The organism is Acidobacteriota bacterium (assembly GCA_028875575.1).
Classification (GTDB): domain Bacteria; phylum Acidobacteriota; class Terriglobia; order Versatilivoradales; family Versatilivoraceae; genus Versatilivorator.
Genome location: JAPPDF010000011.1, coordinates 14486 through 31384, shown reverse-complemented (window position 1 = coordinate 31384; position 16899 = coordinate 14486). Strand labels below are relative to the sequence as shown.

Below are 16899 nucleotides of genomic sequence, written 5' to 3'. Positions count from 1 at the left end.
GGGAGTGAAGCCGGGAGTGCTCCTTCGGTCGGGCTCCGCCCTCCCTGCGGAGCACGCCCGCTCGTTGCCCATCGACCCCCTTGGAGATATGCTTAGCCCTACATAAAGAAGACTGGCCGTGTAAACCATGTATGCGGTTTATTGTGTAAACCATGAATGGATTGCACACTCATGCCTTTTATGCAAGCCTCGGGAATCACTCCCCCCTTGAGGGGGAGTCGCAGAAGCCGAGCCGCAGGCGAAGGCTGATGCGGAGGGGGGCATACGCGGCGCCGCAAAGCAGCGCCGGATGGCGAGGGCTGATGCGGTGGGGGTAAGGCTCGGCTCCGGACCGTGCGACGGCGTGGCTGATACAGAACGAAACAGCGGTGTTTCAGGTAAGAAATACCCGCGCTAAAGTCCCAGCCGGGCTGAAATGCCGCTCATGGCCTGAATGCAGAAGGCGATGTGCTCGTTCAACTCCACCCCCAGGTCGGTGGCGCCGGTGCGGATGTCCTCCCGGCTCACCGAGCGGGCAAAGGCCTTGTCCTTCAATTTCTTTCTGACCGACTTGGGCTGGAGTCCCTCGATCTTGCGGTCGGGGCGCACCAGGGTCACCGCCGTGATGAAGCCGGAGAGCTCGTCGCAGGCAAACAGCACCTTGTCCACCAAATGGTTCCTGGGGCAACCGGTCCAGTGAGCATGGGACTTGATGGCGTAGATCACGTCCTCCGGATAACCCCGTTCCTTCAGGATCTGGGCGCCCTTTTCGGGGTGGTCGGGAGGATCGGGAAATCTCTGGTAGTCGAAGTCGTGCAGCAGGCCCACGATCCCCCATTTCGCCACGTCCTCTCCATACTTGCCGGCGTAGGCCCGCATGCAGGCTTCCACGGCCAGGGCGTGCTTGATAAGGCTGGGATTGCTGGTGTACTCGGTCAGCAATTCGAAGGCGGATTCCCGCTCCAACATAAGACCTCTCCTTCAAAAAGAACCCGGCGAAACCGGACAGGATCCGGGGCGGACGCCCATCGGGCCATGGCCTGGCGTTCAGGTTTCCATCCAGTTTTGGCCGACACCCACGTCCACCACCAGGGGCACCGAGAGCGAATACACCGACTCCATTTCCTGCTTGACGAGGGCCTGCATGGCTTCCATCTCCGACCCGGGTACCTCGAACACCAGCTCGTCGTGTACCTGCAGCAACATCCTGGATTGGAGCTTGCGCTCCCGCAGCTCCCGGTGGATGCGGATCATGGCCAGCTTGATCAGGTCGGCGGCGGTGCCCTGAATGGGTGAATTCACGGCTGTCCTCTCGGCGAACTGGCGCAGGCCGGGATTGCGGCTGTTGATGTCCGGGATCTGCCGGTGGCGTCCGAAGAGAGTGCGGGTTATCCGGCTTTGCCGAGTATCCTGAATCGTCTGATCGATGAACTGCTTGACGCCGCTGTACCGTTCGAAGTAGCGCTTGATGAATTCCTGGGCGTCGCGGTGGGAAATCTGCAGCTCCCTGGCCAGGCCAAAGGCCGTCTGGCCGTAGATGATGCCGAAGTTGATGGCTTTGGCGCGCCGGCGCATCTCGCTGGTTTGCAGCAGGGGGTCGATGCCGAACACTTCGCTGGCGGTCCGGGTGTGGATGTCCTCATTTCTCTGGAAGGCATCGAGCAGCACCGCGTCCCGGGAAAGGTGGGCCAGGATCCTCAACTCGATTTGCGAGTAGTCGGCGGACAGCAAGCGGCATCCCTGGCCGGCCACGAATGCCGATCGGATCTGGGCGCCGAGCTCGGAGCGGACGGGGATGTTCTGCAGGTTGGGGTTGCTGCAGGACAGCCGGCCGGTGGCAGCCACCGTCTGGTGGAAGGAGGGATGAACCCGCCGGGTCCGAGCATCCACCAGGCGGGGAAGAGCGTCCACGTATCCGGACTTGAGCTTGGCGATCCGGCGGTACTCCAGCATCAGGCGGGGCACCTCATAGTCCTTGGCCAAGTGTTCCAGCACCTCCACCGAAGTGGAATATTGACCGGACTTCTTGAGTCTTCGGGGAGTGGGCAGATTGAGTCTGTCAAAGAGAATCTCTCCGAGCTGCTTGGGTGAGTTCAGGTTGAACTCGGTCCCGGCCACCTCGTAGATCCTTTCCGTAAGGGATTTGGCGGTTCGCTCGAAATCTTCGGACATCTTCCGAAGCACGGCGGAATCGACCCGAATCCCGTTCCACTCCAACTCCGCCAGGACTTCGACCAGCGGCAGGTCGATCTGCCGGTAAGCCTGCTGCAGTCCCGAGGATTCCAGTTGGGGCCGCAACTTCCCAAACAGCCGTTGAACGATGGCGCAGCGGCCTCCGGCCTCCGGCGGCGCCTCTTCCCCCAGCAGGCCGAAGGCGATTTCGCTCAAGCCATGGTTGCTGCGATTGGGCTGCAGCAGGTAGGAGACAAGCATGGCGTCTCCCTGCAGTCCCTTCAGCTCCAGGCCGGGATGCCGCAAAGCCAGGTGGGCCGGCTTGGCATCGTAAAAGACCTTGCCGATTCCCGGATCTTCCCAGAATTCCCTGAGGTCATTCAGTCCCGGTGCGGCCCCGTTTTCCAGGTCAAGGGTCCAACCCGATTCCCCTGCCATCACCGCCAGGCGGCGGGGACTTCGGCATAGCGTATCCTCCGGGTCGGTTTCCAGCCAGCAGGTGCAGTAGGAGGCCGAACGCGCCTGCTCCAGCAGAGTCCGAAGCTGCAGCGGGGAGGCCAGGGGCTGGAATTCGGGCGGCTTTGCCTGGGCCGGAGCCACGCCCCCCTCCATCTCCTTCAGCATGGATTGAAAGCCGAGTTGCGCCAGCAGGGACCGGAGCCTGTCCGGGTCGGGTTCCTGTACCTGCAGGTTTTTCCAGCTGAAGTCGATGGGCACCGCGGTATCGATGGTGACCAGCTCCTTGCTTTGAAGGATCTGCTCCCGGTTATTTTCAAGGGACTCGCGGTAGGTCTTGCGCGAGACCTGCTCTCTTTGGTCCAGCAGGGCTTCCAAGCTGCCGAAGGTGCGCACCAGGTCGCGGGCTCCCTTGCCGCCGATACCGGGAGCGCCCGGGACGTTGTCCACGCTGTCTCCCATGAGCCCCAGCACGTCCACCACCTGTTCAGGGGCGACTCCAAAGAACTCCTCCACCTTGGGGGCGTCGAAGAGCGTATCGGTCTTGGACTGGTGAAGCACTCGGGTCCTGTCGTTCACCAGTTGGAACATATCCTTGTCGTTGGAGACGATGGTGGTTTCCCAGCGGTTTTCGCCGGCCTGCCTGGCCAGAGTTCCGATGATATCGTCGGCTTCGAAGCGGTCCAGCTGCAGGATGGGGATCCGCATGGCCTGACAGAACTCCCGAATCACCGGGAGCTGAGAGGCCAGGTCTTCGGGCATCCTGGGCCGATTGGCCTTGTACTGCTCGTAGGCCTCATGCCGGAAGGTCGGTTTTTCGGTGTCGAAGATGACGGCCAGATAGTCGGGCTGGTGCTGCCGGATCAGCTTGCGCAGCATGGCCGCAAATCCATAGACGGCGTTGGTGGGATGCCCCTGGCTGTCGGTCAGGCCGCGGATGGCGTAGTAGGCCCGAAAGATGTGGGACATGCCATCCACCAGAAACAGACTTCGGGGCGGGGCTGGGGGCTTGGAGGTGGTTGCCACTGGTGGAACTTCCTCCTCCCGTAAGTGCCTCCATCATCCTTCAGGGAGGTGCTGTCAATCGGAGACCGTCGGCCCGCCGCCGACCTGCGAGGACCGTTTGCGCACCCGAACGGTGCATTCAGAATTGGCCAAAATCTGGATTTCCGGGCTGCGACCGGGAGCCGCCCTGGAAATATTCCAGTTAAAAATATCCTGCCCCCCGGCAGCGTTGTGGGTTAGGGGAGAGCTGCGAAGCTGCGGTTGACGTGGGTCACTTGCGATAACGCCTGCTACAAGCCATCCTTATAGAGCTGCGTAGTTGCGGCTCAGGGTAGCCCCGGGCGGCAGCCCGGGGTCGTGTGAATTTTGCGCTGCTGTAGCCGCGAATGCGGCGAATCGGGTGCACCCTTCCGATAAGCAGCGCCCCTGAGAAACCGCGCCAATCCCGCCGTTATTCGGCGAATTTCCGGATGACTTCGGTCACCAGGGCCTTGACGGTCTCCGGGCTCAAGTTGGCCTTGGTGCCCTCGCCGAAGGCTGGCATCTTGATCTGGCCCTCGCCCGACCCCTTGGTAATGGCCTCTATCAACTGCTCGTCGGTGTGTTTGGATTGCCAGTCCTTGCTCGTGAAGTCGGGGGTCTTCATGACGGCAAGTCCCTTGCCGTCCGCCTTGTGGCACATGGCGCAGTTCTTCTTGTAAATCCCCGAGACGTCCGGAGCGTCTCCCGCAAATCCCTGGGGAGCGTAAAGCAGCATCAGTCCAAGAAAACCGGCTAGTATTCCAAATCGACCAATCATCGGGTCCTGTCCTCCTGGGTTGTTTCAAGAAACGGGCTCGCTTCCCCGGTGCAAGGCGGCCTTCCGGCCGGGAAGCGGCGGGCGGGATACTGACTCCTGCCGAAATTATAGCCTAACATCTCGAGTGGGGTCCGGGAAAAGGGAACAAGGGTCGGTGGGAGGGGAGTGAGGGTTTGTCGTGGTTTTCGATGGGGTTGGGGTTGGCACGGGTCTGGGGTTGTTCGGGAGAGGCAGTGCGTGTCGAGACCCCGCCACTAATCCGCCGCATACGCGGCTGCGACAGTGCGAATCCGCAAACGACCCCGGGCTTCCACCCGGGGCTACCCTGAGCCGCAGCTACGCTGCTCTTTAAGGATGGCCGGTAGCAGGCGTTACGCAGGTGACCCACGTCAACCGCAGCTTCGCAGCTCTCCCCAAGCCCACGTCACTGCAGGAGGCCAGGAATTTCTTGACTGGGACATTTACAGGGCGTCAGCCCGTGGGGGGAGCGAGTAATCCGTGCAGGTGGCGAATCGATTGCCTCCCTCACCGATATTTCCCCGTGAGCTGATTCCAGCGAATCAGGAACAGGCCGAGAATCATCTTGAGGCCGTCCTGCAGCAGGCGGACCTTGGTTCCTTCGGCATGGTTCCATCGTACCGGAATCTCCTCGAGCCGGAGGCCGCGAGCCTTGGACAGAAAGAGGATCTCCGGATCAAAACCGAAGCCGGCGATGCGTTGGCGGGCCAGCACCGGGAGCATGGGTTCCCGCCGGAAAGCCTTGAAACCGCACTGGGTATCCCGGAAGGGAAGACCGGTCAGGAGCTGCACCAGCCCGTTGAAAAGGCGCCCGGCGTACTCCCGGAAAGCCGACTGGTGGACACCGATGAGGGAACGGTCCAGAGCCCTGGAACCGAGAGTGAGGTCCCGATCCCCGCCGAGAATGGGATCGACCAGCTTGGGCATTTCTTCGATCGGTGCCGAGAGGTCGGCGTCGGTGATCAACACCACCCGTCCCCTGGCTTCCAGGGCACCGTTTCTGACACTGAACCCCTTGCCCAGGTTTCGAGGGTTGTTCACCAGGCGCAAGCCGGGCCAATGCCTGGCGCAGGCGGTCACCAAGGGTCCCGTCCGGTCCCGGGACCCGTCGTTGACCACCACGACCTCCGCCCGCAGTGCTTGGGTCCGGATATAGGCGCGCACCGTATCCAGCGTCTGCTCGATGCGTTCCGCTTCGTTGTAGGCGGGGATGACAATGGAAAGGTCGGGAGGCTCCATGTGCCACTATGATACACGCCTCCCAAAAGAGTTATCCACGAAGGGGCACCAAGGACGACCAAGGGTTTCCAAGGAGTTGGAGAAGGATTGCGAGGAATCCGCCAAGGGCCGGGAAGCTGCTGCGGGCCAGGCGCACTCGAGCGATTGTCCGTTGCGAGCTTGCGGATTCCCGGGAATTCGGGCGTTGGGCACAGCGGGCACCTTCGCGACGGGGTAGATCAATCGAGGCGGAACATAAACTAAACATCGATGCACAGGATGCACAGGATTAACAGGACGGGGCGCAATCGCAGGGGAAGCTGGCTCTGGCGATGACCCTGCACGGGTGTGCGGATGCCCGGGATTGCACGACACCGGAGAGGGAGAAGAAATAGCCCAGAAAAATCCTGTATATCCTGTGCATCGATGTGAATAAAAAAACCTGCGCATTGATGTGAATCAAGAATCATGAGCAGATAGGACAAGCAGCCTGGGGATAGTCGCTGCGGCACCGGCTCACGGGTTCGATGATCCCCCCAACCCCGGATTCCCGGCTCTTTGACAACCGCGGAGCCCCTCCCATATACTGATCCGTTCGACTCATCCCGCTAGCGTTCACCGTAGGCCCCTGAATGCGTTCAACCATTCAACCTCTCCGCTCCACGGACCGGGAAGTTCTTCAAGTTCGAGGCGCCAAGGTACACAATCTCAGAAATGTCGATTGCCAGATTCCTCACGAAAGTCTGACCGTGATTACGGGAGTCAGCGGATCGGGGAAGTCCAGCCTGGCCTTCGACACCATTTATGCCGAGGGGCAGCGGCGTTATGTGGAATCGCTCTCGGCCTACGCCCGCCAGTTCCTGGAACGCATTCAGAAACCCGACGTGGAGGAGGTGGCGGGCATCTCGCCGGCCATTGCCATCAAGCAGAAGAACAGCCTGCGCAACCCCCGCTCCACCGTGGGAACGGTCACCGAAATCTACGACTACTTGCGCCTGCTCTACGCTCGAATCGGTCGCACCTTTTGCTGGCAGTGCGGAACCGAGGTCAAGAAGGACGTGTTAGACCAGGCAGTCAGCCGGCTGATGGCGCTTCCCGCCGGAACGCGTCTCCATATCCTGTTTCCCTTCGCCCACTATCGTCGTTTTCAGGAGCTGAAAAAGAGTCGTCCGGCCACGAAGTCGCGCTCAGGGGGGCGGGAGTCGGAACTCCTCAAGACCGTGCTCCGAGACCTGCGACGACATGGCTTCAACCGCCTCTACCGGGAGGGACGCATCTACGAGCTGTCCGACCCCGAGTCGCTGCTGGACCTGGACTTTGCCGCACCTCTGGAGGTTCTGGTCGATCGGGTCATCATCGGACCCGGGTTGCGCCAGCGGCTGGCCGACTCGCTGGAGATCTGCTACCGGGAAGGCTCGGGCCACGCACTGGCCGAAGTGGTGGGCCGGCCGGATGAAGGCCCGGACCCGGCAACTGGCGATTTCGAACACAACGGAGCGGCGGTGGGCACTCGCTTCTCCTTCAACGAGGGATTTGTGTGCCGCCGCTGTAACATCTCATACGAGCAACCCGAGCCCCGCCTGTTCTCCTTCAACAACCCGTTTGGAGCCTGTCCCCGCTGCCAGGGGTTCGGCAATACCATGGATATCGATTTGAAGCGGGTGATTCCCAATCCGGACAAGAGTCTGCGGGAGGGAGCCATCGAGCCCTGGACCAAGCCGCGCTATCGGAGGCTGCGGGCCGAGTTCAAGCGCTTTGCCCAGCGCCACTGCATTCCCTGGGAAGTCCCCTACCGTGATTTGCTCCCCTGGCAGAAGGACTTGATCAACGCAGGGGACGAGGGCTTTCGAGGCATTCGGCGCTTCTTCGATTATCTGGAGACCAAGAAGTACAAGCTCTATATCCGCGTGTTCCTGAGCCGCTACCGCGGTTACACTCGTTGCCTGAGCTGTTCCGGGTCCCGGCTCCGCGCCGAGGCCCGGGCCGTCAAGATCGACGGGAGGGAAGTCGGTGAGGTCACGGCCATGACCGTCGGCGAAGCACGGGAATTCTTCCGCAATCTGAAGCTGACCCCCTATGAGTCCAGCGTAGCCCATCGGATCCTGGAAGAGTTGCGCATGCGCCTGGATTTCCTGTATCGAGTGGGCCTGGAATACCTGACGCTGGATCGGCTGGCCGCCACCCTTTCAGGAGGCGAAGCACAGAGGATTCAGTTGGCCACCTCCCTGGGCTCCTCCCTGGTGGGAGCGCTTTACGTCCTGGACGAACCCTCCATCGGTCTGCATCCTCGCGACAACGCCCGACTGATCGAGATCCTCAAGAGCCTGAGGGATATGGGCAATACCATCCTGGTGGTGGAGCACGAGCCGGCCATGATCCAATCCGCCGACCGCATCATCGACATGGGGCCCGGAGCGGGGGAACAGGGGGGACGGGTGGTATATTCCGGGGATTTCCCCAACTTGATCCATTGCCGCGGTTCACTCACGGGAAAGTACCTGAGCAGGGAGCTGGAGATCCCTGTCCCTTCTTCCCGGTCTTCTCCCGACAGTCGCTGGTTGAGGCTCTACGGGGCCGAGGAGAACAATCTCAAACGGCTGGACGTGGAGATTCCACTGGGAATTGTCACCTGCATCACCGGAGTATCCGGCTCCGGGAAGTCGACATTGGTGCACCAGGTCCTCTACGCGGCGCTGAAGGCCCGCAAGGGGGAAGCTCCGGATCGGGGCAATTACCAGCGCATGGAGGGCGAACACTGGATCTCGGACGTCCGGTTGGTGGACCAGTCGCCGATCGGCCGGACTCCCCGTTCCAATCCGGTCACCTACATCAAGGCCTTCGATGCCGTTCGAGAGCTGTTTGCCTCGACCCGGGAGGCTCGGGAGCGGCGTCTGAGCGCCGGTGACTTTTCCTTCAACCTGGCGGGTGGACGCTGCGATCACTGCCAGGGGGATGGCACCGTTACCGTGGAGATGCAGTTTCTGGCCGACGTGGAACTGGTGTGCGAGGAATGCAAGGGAACTCGTTTCAAATCGAGCTTGCTGGAGGTGCGCTACAAAGGCAAGAATATCCACGAAGTGCTGCAGATGACGGTGCGGGAGGCCATGAGCTTTTTCTCAGCCGTCCCCCGGCTGACCAGGAAACTGAGGGTGTTGGAGGACGTGGGGCTCGGCTACCTCCGGCTGGGACAATCGGCCACCACGCTCTCGGGCGGGGAAGCCCAGCGAATCAAGCTGGCCTTTCACCTCTCCCGCCAAGTGGGCAAGCACGCGCTCTACCTGTTCGACGAACCCACCACCGGTCTGCATTTCGACGATGTCCACAAGCTGTTGCGGGCTTTTCGCCGCCTGGTTCGGGCCGGGGCTACCATCCTGGTCATCGAGCACAACCTGGATGTGATCAAGACGGCCGACTGGATCATCGACCTGGGACCGGAGGGAGGCGATCAGGGCGGCACCGTGGTGGTCGCCGGTCCCCCCGAGCGGGTGGCAGTCGCCAAGGGGAGCCACACGGGCCGGTTCCTGAAGGAAGTGCTTGCCGGAAACGGCCAAAGGGTGCATTGAATGGCGATACGCGTCCACAGACAGGGACGGTGGCCCTTGCCGCCGGCGCCTCTGGCCGTGCTGTTTTGCCTCTGGACGATCCTGGCGACTTGGGCTTTTCCAGCCGGCCCCAGCGCCGGCGGTCCGGTCCTGCATCCCCCGGTCCCCGGAAAAGCAGCCGAGGAGGCGATCGAGCCGGAAGAAGCCGAGCTGGACTATCTCGGCCTGGCCGAGGGTCACCGCCGGGCCCGGGAGTTCCTGCAAGCCATCTCGGCCTACCAGTTGGCCCTGATCGAGGATCCTCACAATTCCGTGGCCTGGTTTGGCCTGGGGCTGTCCCAGTACGAAGCCGGCCAGGCTCAGGAAGCCATCGGCTCCTACCGCGAAGCCCTGAAGAACGACCCCGACCTGTGGGAGGCGGAGATGAACCTGGGGGTCATCTGGTTCAACCGCAAGAACCCGGGTCAGGCCCTTGTTCATTTTGAGCGAGCCAAGGCCTTGAGTCCGGAAAGCTGGCGGCCCTTATTCCTGACGGGAGAGGTCCATCGCTTGCGGGACCACCTGACGGAAGCGGAAACCAGCTACAAGCAGGCGCTGGATCTGGCCCGGGACGGGGATGAGCAAGCCGTCATCCACGCGGCGCTGGTCTCTGTCTATCTCGGGAAAAAGGACTATGCCGGAGCCGCCAGGCACGTCATGGCCTCCCGTCCCCATGCGACGGACATGGAAGCGAGCGACCGCCAGTTGGCGGCCCTTTACCTGGAGATGGGTCAGGAGGATAAGGCCCTGGTCTACTTGGAGCGCCTGGCGGCCGATCCCTCGGCGGGACCGGAATTGCACGAGACCATCGGTTGGATGCGGGTGGATCGGAAGGACTACGACCGGGGCATCCAGTCACTTGAAATCGCACTGGAGCGGCAACCCGACCCAGCGCGGAGGGAGAAGCTCTCGCTGCAGATCGTCAAGCTCCATATTCGCCTGGAGCAGTTTGACGAGGCCGTTACCCTGTTGGAAAAGGGGCTGCCCGGATCGGCCAATCCCGAATGGTATTTTCTGCTGGGATCGCTCCATCTGCAATCCGGCCGGCTGGAACCTGCCGGGAAGAGGCTGGCTCAGGCCCTGCATCTGGACGCCGACTGCGCCCAGTGTTACAACAAGCTCGCCGCCATTTTCCTGAAGCAGGAAGATTTCGGCCGGGCCATTCCGCTGCTGGACCGCTATCGGGAACTGCAGCCGGAGGAGGCAATGACCTACTTTTACCTGGGAGTTGCCTACGACAGGCTGGGGCACTATGGTAAGGCCATCCCGCCGTACGAGAAGTTTCTCGAGTTGGACCAGGGGCGGCACGACCGGGAGAGCTTTCAGGTTCGTCAGAGGTTGAAGGGCCTGAAGAAGAGGGCAGGGAGAAGGTGACTTGAAAGCGATGGCCACCATGTGCGGCGCGCCCCGCCCCGACGGGCGCGGCCGCGGTGTACGCAAGCCGAGGCTGCCGTGCTGCAGTTGGGTCTGGTCTCTTTTGGCTTACCTGATGATCCTGTCCCTGGCAAGTCCAGTCCTTGCCCGCGACACCAAGCTGGAGCGCCAGTACCAGGGCCAGCAGGCCAAGCTGAAGCGACAGGGAAACACCGTCAAGAAGGTAAAGATCCTGATCAAAATGTCGGCCATCGACTTGGAATTCGTCAGCCGCAGGGTGCGGAGGGGCCTCTATTCCGACGCCGACCGCATGCTGGAGCGGTATGCCGGCGCCGTCGGCCGGGCCGAGCGGGTCCTGAAGGATTCGCAACGGGACCCTCAGCGCAAGCCCGGCGGTTTCAAGCACCTGGAAATATCCCTGCGAAAGCAGTTGCGGCAACTGACCGACCTGAGGGATCTCTACCCCTTCGACCGGCAACAGGTGATCGACCGCACCATCGCCTGCGCCGAAGCGGTCAAGCGGCACATGATTGCAGCGCTGTTCGGACCCGACAACACCGGCCGTTCCAATGGAGGGTCTGCCGGGTCCGTTCGGAAGGGGACGGACGGGGATCCTTCCCCATGCCGGATCGAGTGAGACCATGAGAACAGGAATCCATCGCGTGCGTGCCGATTTTTTCCGGCGACATTGGAACCGTTGGCCCGCCTGGGCAGCCGCGGTGGCGGCCTGGGCCGTGCTGCTGCCGGTTTCCGGCGGGCTCCATGCCCGCACCGTCGACTATCTCACTCCCGAGGAGATCGAAAAGGTTCGAGATTCTCAGAAGCCCCACCAGCGGATGTCGGTTCTGAACGACATTTTCAAGCGCCGCATGGAGGGCGCCATGGCCAGTTGGGAGGCTTCCGAGGGTGGGGATGGCGGTTCCCGAGCCCAATCCCGGCGCCGGGGAAAAGAATCGGCTGAGCCTGCCCGTTCCCTTTCCTTCAGGGGATGGATGAAGGAAGTGGCGATGTGCCTGGAGGACATCGAGACCAATCTGGACGGCTATCCCCTGGATCGGCCTCTCAGTGTTTGGGATTTGGAAACGGGTCGGCTCATACGCATGAACACCAAGAAGTTCCGCAAGTCGTTGAAGAAACTGCGGAAAACCCTGACCGAGTTCGACGGCTGGCTCGCCCTCAGGCTGGATCGAGTGGAAGGAAGCGAAAGTCGATTGGCGGAGGAGGTTGCCGACATTCTGTCGGATCTGGACGAGGCGTTGGAGGAGACCATTGAGCTGGCAGGCGGAGTCATTGACGAGGAGGGGCCGCCAAAGCGCCGGGCCAGGCCGTGAGGGAAGATGAACACGCAGCCTGAGCGGAACATCGGCCGCGGGGGCTTGACCCTGTCGCAGATCGGCCGGATCTTTGCCGAGGCCTACCACGGGCTTGAACGAGAACAACCCTGCCCGTCGATCGGGGTTGAGTATTATCGCTTCGTGGGGATCAACCACACCGTTCGACTCCGGCAGGGCCGGCTCCTGGTTCGGCTCAGCGATCTCTTCAGGCGGGCGCCGGCGCCGGTCATGGAGGCGTTGGCCTCCATTCTGCTGGCCAAGCTGTACCGCCATGAGGTGCCCCGGGCGGCTCGGGCAGCCTATCGGGAGTTCAGCAATTCTCCCGAGATGAGGCGAAAGGACCGGGCCTCCCGGCGAAAGCGCGGGCGCAAGCTGCTGGCCGGCCCCGAGGGCAACCGTTACCACCTGACGGACCTGTTCGACGATCTCAACCGCGAGTACTTCAAGGGGCGCCTGCCTCCTGTCCGGCTGGGGTGGAGCTTGAGGAAGAGTCGCAGGATTCTGGGACACTTCGATCCGTCTCACCGGAGCATCACGCTCAGCCGGTGGCTGGACCACCCCAGGGTTCCGGAAGTGGTGGTGCGCTATGTTCTCTTTCACGAGATGCTGCACGCCAAGCTTCTGGCCCGCTCCTTTTTCGATGTCAGGAACCCCCACTCCCGGCAGTTTCGGGAGGAAGAGCAGACCTTTCGCGGGCATGAAGAGGCCAGGAACTGGATCCGGAACGGTTCCTGAACAAGGGCTGTGAACACGGAGCAGTGCAATCTGCTCCAAACGCGGTTTTCTTTGCAGTTGCGTCAATTCAACGGGCGTTTTGCACAGCTTTTTCCACAGCATCTGTTGAAATCCGACCCGGTCGGCACACGGCGCCGGCTGTCTTGCGGCGGCATGAGCCAGGGAGCTCCGGTGTGAAGAGACTGACACCCGAACAGCAAAGCTTCTTCCGGAATGAAGGCTACCTGGGGTTCGGCCCCTTTCTGGATGTGGGCCGGGTCCGGCGGATCGGCGAGGCCATCGACGCCATCGCCGGCGGCCAGGTGCCCTATCCTCCGGAGTTGATTCGCTGGGAGCCGGTATCGCAAGGAGCGGACCTGGGCCGGGGTACCGAGCGGAAGAAGTTCGTCTACCAGATTCGCTACCCTCACCGCCACATTCCCCTGTTCATGGAGCATGCCGCCGACCCGGCGTTGCTGGACGTGGTGGAGGACCTGCTGGGACCGGACCTGGTGATCTACAACACCCAGGCGCTGCTCAAGCCGGCGTTTCACGGGACCTCTCAGCCCTGGCATCAGGACGCGGCCTACTGGCCGATTCGCCCCATGAACATGGTGAGCTGCTGGATCGCCATCGATGAAGCCACTCTGGAAAACGGCTGCATGCGCTTTGTTCCGGGGAGCCACAAGCGGGGCCTGGCCGAGCACAGGAGCGGCCGCCCCTTGTCGGCGGCCAGCGGAGGGACGGCAGCCGCGGTGCAGGAAATCCAGGTGGACGAGTCCGAGGCGGTGGCAGTGCCGGCCCGGCCGGGGCACGGTTCGTTGCACCATTGCCTGACCCATCACGGGACGCCGCCCAACCGCACGCCCCATCGCAGGCGGGCCATCATCTGCCACTATATGCCGTTGGATTTCCGCTACACCGGTCCGGAGGAGGAGCGGCCTCAGTTCCACGTGGTTCGGGGCAGGCGCTGCGGCGAGATTGTCTGACCTTTTCGGTGTTGGAGGTGCACTTGAACGCAAACGGGAAGGCCATCGGCGGCGTCGTCCCCATTATCCCGGTCCCCTTCGATGCCGGCGAGTCCGTAGATGAAGGGGCCTTGCGAAGGTTGGTCGACTTCGCTGTCGCCTGCAGGGTGGATGCTGTCTGCCTGCCCGCTTACGGAAGCGAGTTCTACAAGCTTTCCGAGGAGGAGCGGACCCGGGTAGTGGCGGTGGCGGTCGAACAGGCGGCGGGTCGGCTGAAGGTGGTTGCCCAGTGCAACCACGGTTCCTCCAGGGTGGCCTCGGCGCTGGCAAGATCCAATCTGGAGGCGGGGGCGGACCTGATTTCCATTGCTATTCCCCGGCAGTTTCCGGTCCCGGAAGAGGACCTGTTGAGGTTTCTGGCCGCATTCCTCGACAGCTTCACGGCCCCCTGCCTGCTTCAGGACTTCAATCCGGGAGGTCCCACCCTAAGCACCGCCTTCCTGACCCGGCTGCGAGCGGAGTGCCCCAATCTGGCCTATCTGAAACTGGAGGAGCCGCTCAGTGCCTCCAAGGTGGCCGCAATGGTCGAGGCCACCGGAGGCGAGGTGGGTATCCTTACCGGCTGGGGCGGGCTGTACATGATGGAGTTGATTCCCGCGGGCATCTGCGGTCTGATGCCGGGGTTGGGCCTGGCCGATCTTCTGAACCGGATTTTTTGGCTGGCAAAGGAGGGGGATACCGACCGGGCGTTTCACTTCTTCGAGAGAATCGTCCCCCTGCTGTTCCTGTCGCTGCAACACCTGGAGCTCTATCACTACTGCGAAAAACGCCTGCTCCAGGCCAGAGGGTGGCTGGAGGAGACCCACTGCCGGCAGGCCGCCTACCAGCCGGACGTCTATACCCGAGAGCACCTGGAACGCCTGCTGCAACGTGCCCTCCGGACGTTGGAGGATGCCGGCCTTGGGAAGTTAGAAGTGTGAAGTTTGAAGTGTGAAGAGTGGACAGTGAAGAGTTGTCAGCCGAGGGTTTTGGGAACGGGCGAGTGCCTGATGAACCGACTGCGCTTTTTTGAAGGACTGCGCCGAGACCGACAAGGTGTGTAGCGTGTCGATCAAATAACTCTCCACTCTCCACTCTCCACTAACCACTAAAAAGGAGATCATTAGGTGAGGAAAAACAAGCTCAAGCAACAGCTCAGTTCCGGTGAGCCCACGCTGGCCACCCATCTGCACAGCATCTGGCCCTCTGTGGTGGAGGTGGTGGGTCACACGGGCGTCTTCGACTACGTGGAGTTCGTGGCCGAATATGCTCCCTTCGACCTGAACTCGCTGGACAATTTCTGCCGGGCCGTCGAGCTCCATGACATGTCGGCCATCATCAAGGTAGACCAGGAACCGCGTGGCTTTCTGGCCCAGCGCGGCATCGGGTCCGGCTTTCAGGGAGTCCTGTTCTCGGACTGTCGGACCGTGGAGGACGTGCGGGAGTGCATTCGGGCCGTAAAGCCGGAGACCCCCGAGGCCGGCGGCCATCACGGGGTGGCTACGCGCCGCATCACCTACATGAGGTACGGAGGGTCAGCGGAGTACGCCCGGGCCCTGGATGAAACGGTTGTGGCGCTGATGATCGAAAAGAACACGGCGGTGGAGCAACTGGACGAGATCCTGGACCTGGGTGGCATCGACATGATTCAGTGGGGTCCGGCCGACTACTCGCTCAGCATCGGGCGGCCCGGGGAGTGGCGCCAGTCGGACATCAAGGCGGTGGAGCGGCGGGTCATCGAAGCCGGCCTGGAGGCCGGCATTCCTCCGCGGGCGGAAATCGAAAGTGTCGACCAGGCCAAGTACTACCTGGATCTGGGCGTGCGCCACTTCGCCCTGGGAACCGACGTCATGGTTCTTTTCCACTGGCTGAAGGAGAACGGGGAAAATCTGAGGAAGGCGCTGGAGGGATCCTGATCGGCGGGTCGATCGGGGATGCCGGCGGGCGGTCCCGCCCGGCTCATGTCCGGTTTCTCAGACAGGACATTAGTGCTGCAGGACGCCGGCCACGTAGCTCAACAGGTCTCCCTGGCTCCTGGACACTTCCTTGAGCCGCCCGTAGTCCCCCCCGAGCTGACAGAGCTGGACGGCGCTGGGGCAGGTGAGCTGGGCCGGTTCGACGCCGGCGAGGTGCTGGAGAGACACTTCCACGGCTTCGGGGTAGCGCTGGATTCTGGCCAGCAGGCCAACCAGGACCTGGGCCGCATTGAAGTCCCCGTCCTCTCCTCCTTGCCGGGGCAGCTTTCCCCGGAAGTGGGCCACGGTCCGGTCCACCTCGCGCCCAAGCAGGGCCCGCAGATAGAAGGCGTAATCCAGGTAGCCGTCGAAGGGCGGAGTCCCGCGGTACTGGAATTCGGACGACAGGTGGGTGCCGTACTCGGCCAGCTCCAGGGACAGCTTCAGCATCTCCGGGTCTTCCAGGTCCAAGCTCATCTGGACTACCGAGAGCAGGTGGGAGCTGTCCACGTAGTAGCTGAATTTTCCGAACAGCCAGTCCCTCCCCTGGATCAAGTCGGTGACAGAGGAGGTGTCGGGAGCTTTTCCCTCTTTGTCGGCAATAGTCCGTTTCAGATTGTCCAGCACTTCTCCGTGGAGGGTACGGATCAGCAGGGCCACCGACTCGGCGCGTCCCTCCTCCGCCGGATATTGCTGGATGCCGGTGATGGCCCGGCAGGTTCCATAGCTCTGCAGCAGCAGTTCGAAACCCTTGCGGGGGTTGACCCGTTCATAAAGGGCGATCTCGATGATGGCGGCCATCTCCTCGGATGGCTCCAGCTCTTCGATGGCGGCAGCCACGGGGCCGGTCTCGCCGATGGCCCGAAAGTAGGGCCAGGCCTGCTCGATGGCTCCGTCATCCAGGAAGAGTTGCCCCACTTCGCGGGCGGCCGCGATCTGGGCCTGGTGGTATGGGGCCGCCTTTTCCTTGGGAAGCTCGGGTTTGGAATCGAGTTCGATGAGTCCCAGGCCCAACTCGTGGCGCTTCTTCATCAGCCGGGCGTTGAAGATCAGCGGATAGTTCTTTTCCTGGCGGAATCGTTCGATCAGCAGCTCGAACCCGGCTTCCGAGCCGGTAGATTTCAGGGCGTTTTCAACAGCGTCAAACAGGTCGTCGTTCATGACTCGTTCCTGAAGGATTCGCGGAGCCGGCTTGGCGGGACAGACCGCCCGGGAATCATACCATCTTGCGATTGTTTGCGCTCAGGAACCGTCGGTGGTAAGTAGCCAGTGATCAGTAGTTGGCGA

At 62.2% G+C, this 16899-nt stretch carries 13 protein-coding genes; 8 read left to right on the top strand and 5 right to left on the bottom strand.

Going from position 1 to position 16899, the window contains the following annotated elements; genetic code table 11:
- Window positions 1-393: 393 nt before the first annotated feature.
- The 4 genes from OXI69_01940 to OXI69_01925 form a co-directional block, all read right to left on the bottom strand.
- Window positions 394-948 (bottom strand): HDIG domain-containing protein, encoded by a 555-nt coding sequence (locus OXI69_01940; protein ID MDE2664893.1) that lies wholly within the window; start codon window positions 946-948, stop codon window positions 394-396.
- A 78-nt stretch (window positions 949-1026) separates the two neighbouring features.
- Window positions 1027-3633, bottom strand: coding sequence for a DNA polymerase I (gene polA, locus OXI69_01935; GenBank protein MDE2664892.1), 2607 nt, complete (start codon window positions 3631-3633; stop codon window positions 1027-1029).
- A gap of 430 nt (window positions 3634-4063) precedes the next feature.
- The gene (locus OXI69_01930) at window positions 4064-4411 is read right to left on the bottom strand and encodes a cytochrome c (protein ID MDE2664891.1); all 348 of its coding nucleotides are present in this window, start codon (window positions 4409-4411) and stop codon (window positions 4064-4066) included.
- A 525-nt stretch (window positions 4412-4936) separates the two neighbouring features.
- Entirely contained in the window at window positions 4937-5668 is a 732-nt protein-coding gene (locus OXI69_01925; GenBank protein MDE2664890.1) for a glycosyltransferase family 2 protein, read from the bottom strand.
- 611 nt (window positions 5669-6279) lie between these two features.
- Between OXI69_01925 and uvrA the strand changes: the two genes are divergently transcribed.
- The 8 genes from uvrA (at window position 6280) to OXI69_01885 (ending at window position 15573) form a co-directional block, all read left to right on the top strand.
- Window positions 6280-9210, top strand: a complete 2931-nt coding sequence (gene uvrA, locus OXI69_01920) for an excinuclease ABC subunit UvrA (GenBank protein MDE2664889.1) — start codon at window positions 6280-6282, stop codon at window positions 9208-9210.
- Window positions 9211-10602 carry a tetratricopeptide repeat protein gene (locus OXI69_01915; protein MDE2664888.1) on the top strand — a complete coding sequence of 464 codons (1392 nt, stop codon included), beginning with the start codon at window positions 9211-9213 and terminating at the stop codon, window positions 10600-10602.
- 1 nt (window position 10603) lies between these two features.
- Entirely contained in the window at window positions 10604-11239 is a 636-nt protein-coding gene (locus OXI69_01910; GenBank protein MDE2664887.1) for a hypothetical protein, read from the top strand.
- A gap of 4 nt (window positions 11240-11243) precedes the next feature.
- Window positions 11244-11933, top strand: coding sequence for a hypothetical protein (locus tag OXI69_01905; protein ID MDE2664886.1), 690 nt, complete (start codon window positions 11244-11246; stop codon window positions 11931-11933).
- A 6-nt stretch (window positions 11934-11939) separates the two neighbouring features.
- A complete protein-coding gene (locus tag OXI69_01900) occupies window positions 11940-12671 on the top strand; it encodes a SprT-like domain-containing protein (protein ID MDE2664885.1) in 732 nt (243 codons plus the stop codon).
- Between the two features lie 173 nt (window positions 12672-12844).
- The gene (locus OXI69_01895; GenBank protein ID MDE2664884.1) at window positions 12845-13639 is read left to right on the top strand and encodes a phytanoyl-CoA dioxygenase family protein; all 795 of its coding nucleotides are present in this window, start codon (window positions 12845-12847) and stop codon (window positions 13637-13639) included.
- 23 nt (window positions 13640-13662) lie between these two features.
- Window positions 13663-14598: a dihydrodipicolinate synthase family protein gene (locus OXI69_01890; GenBank protein MDE2664883.1), complete on the top strand. Its 936-nt coding sequence runs from the start codon at window positions 13663-13665 to the stop codon at window positions 14596-14598.
- 186 nt (window positions 14599-14784) lie between these two features.
- Complete coding sequence (locus OXI69_01885; GenBank protein ID MDE2664882.1) at window positions 14785-15573, top strand: aldolase/citrate lyase family protein; 789 nt, start codon at window positions 14785-14787, stop codon at window positions 15571-15573.
- A 69-nt stretch (window positions 15574-15642) separates the two neighbouring features.
- Here the strand turns inward: OXI69_01885 and OXI69_01880 are convergent, their stop codons facing one another.
- A complete protein-coding gene (locus OXI69_01880; GenBank protein ID MDE2664881.1) occupies window positions 15643-16773 on the bottom strand; it encodes a hypothetical protein in 1131 nt (376 codons plus the stop codon).
- Window positions 16774-16899 lie beyond the last annotated feature (126 nt).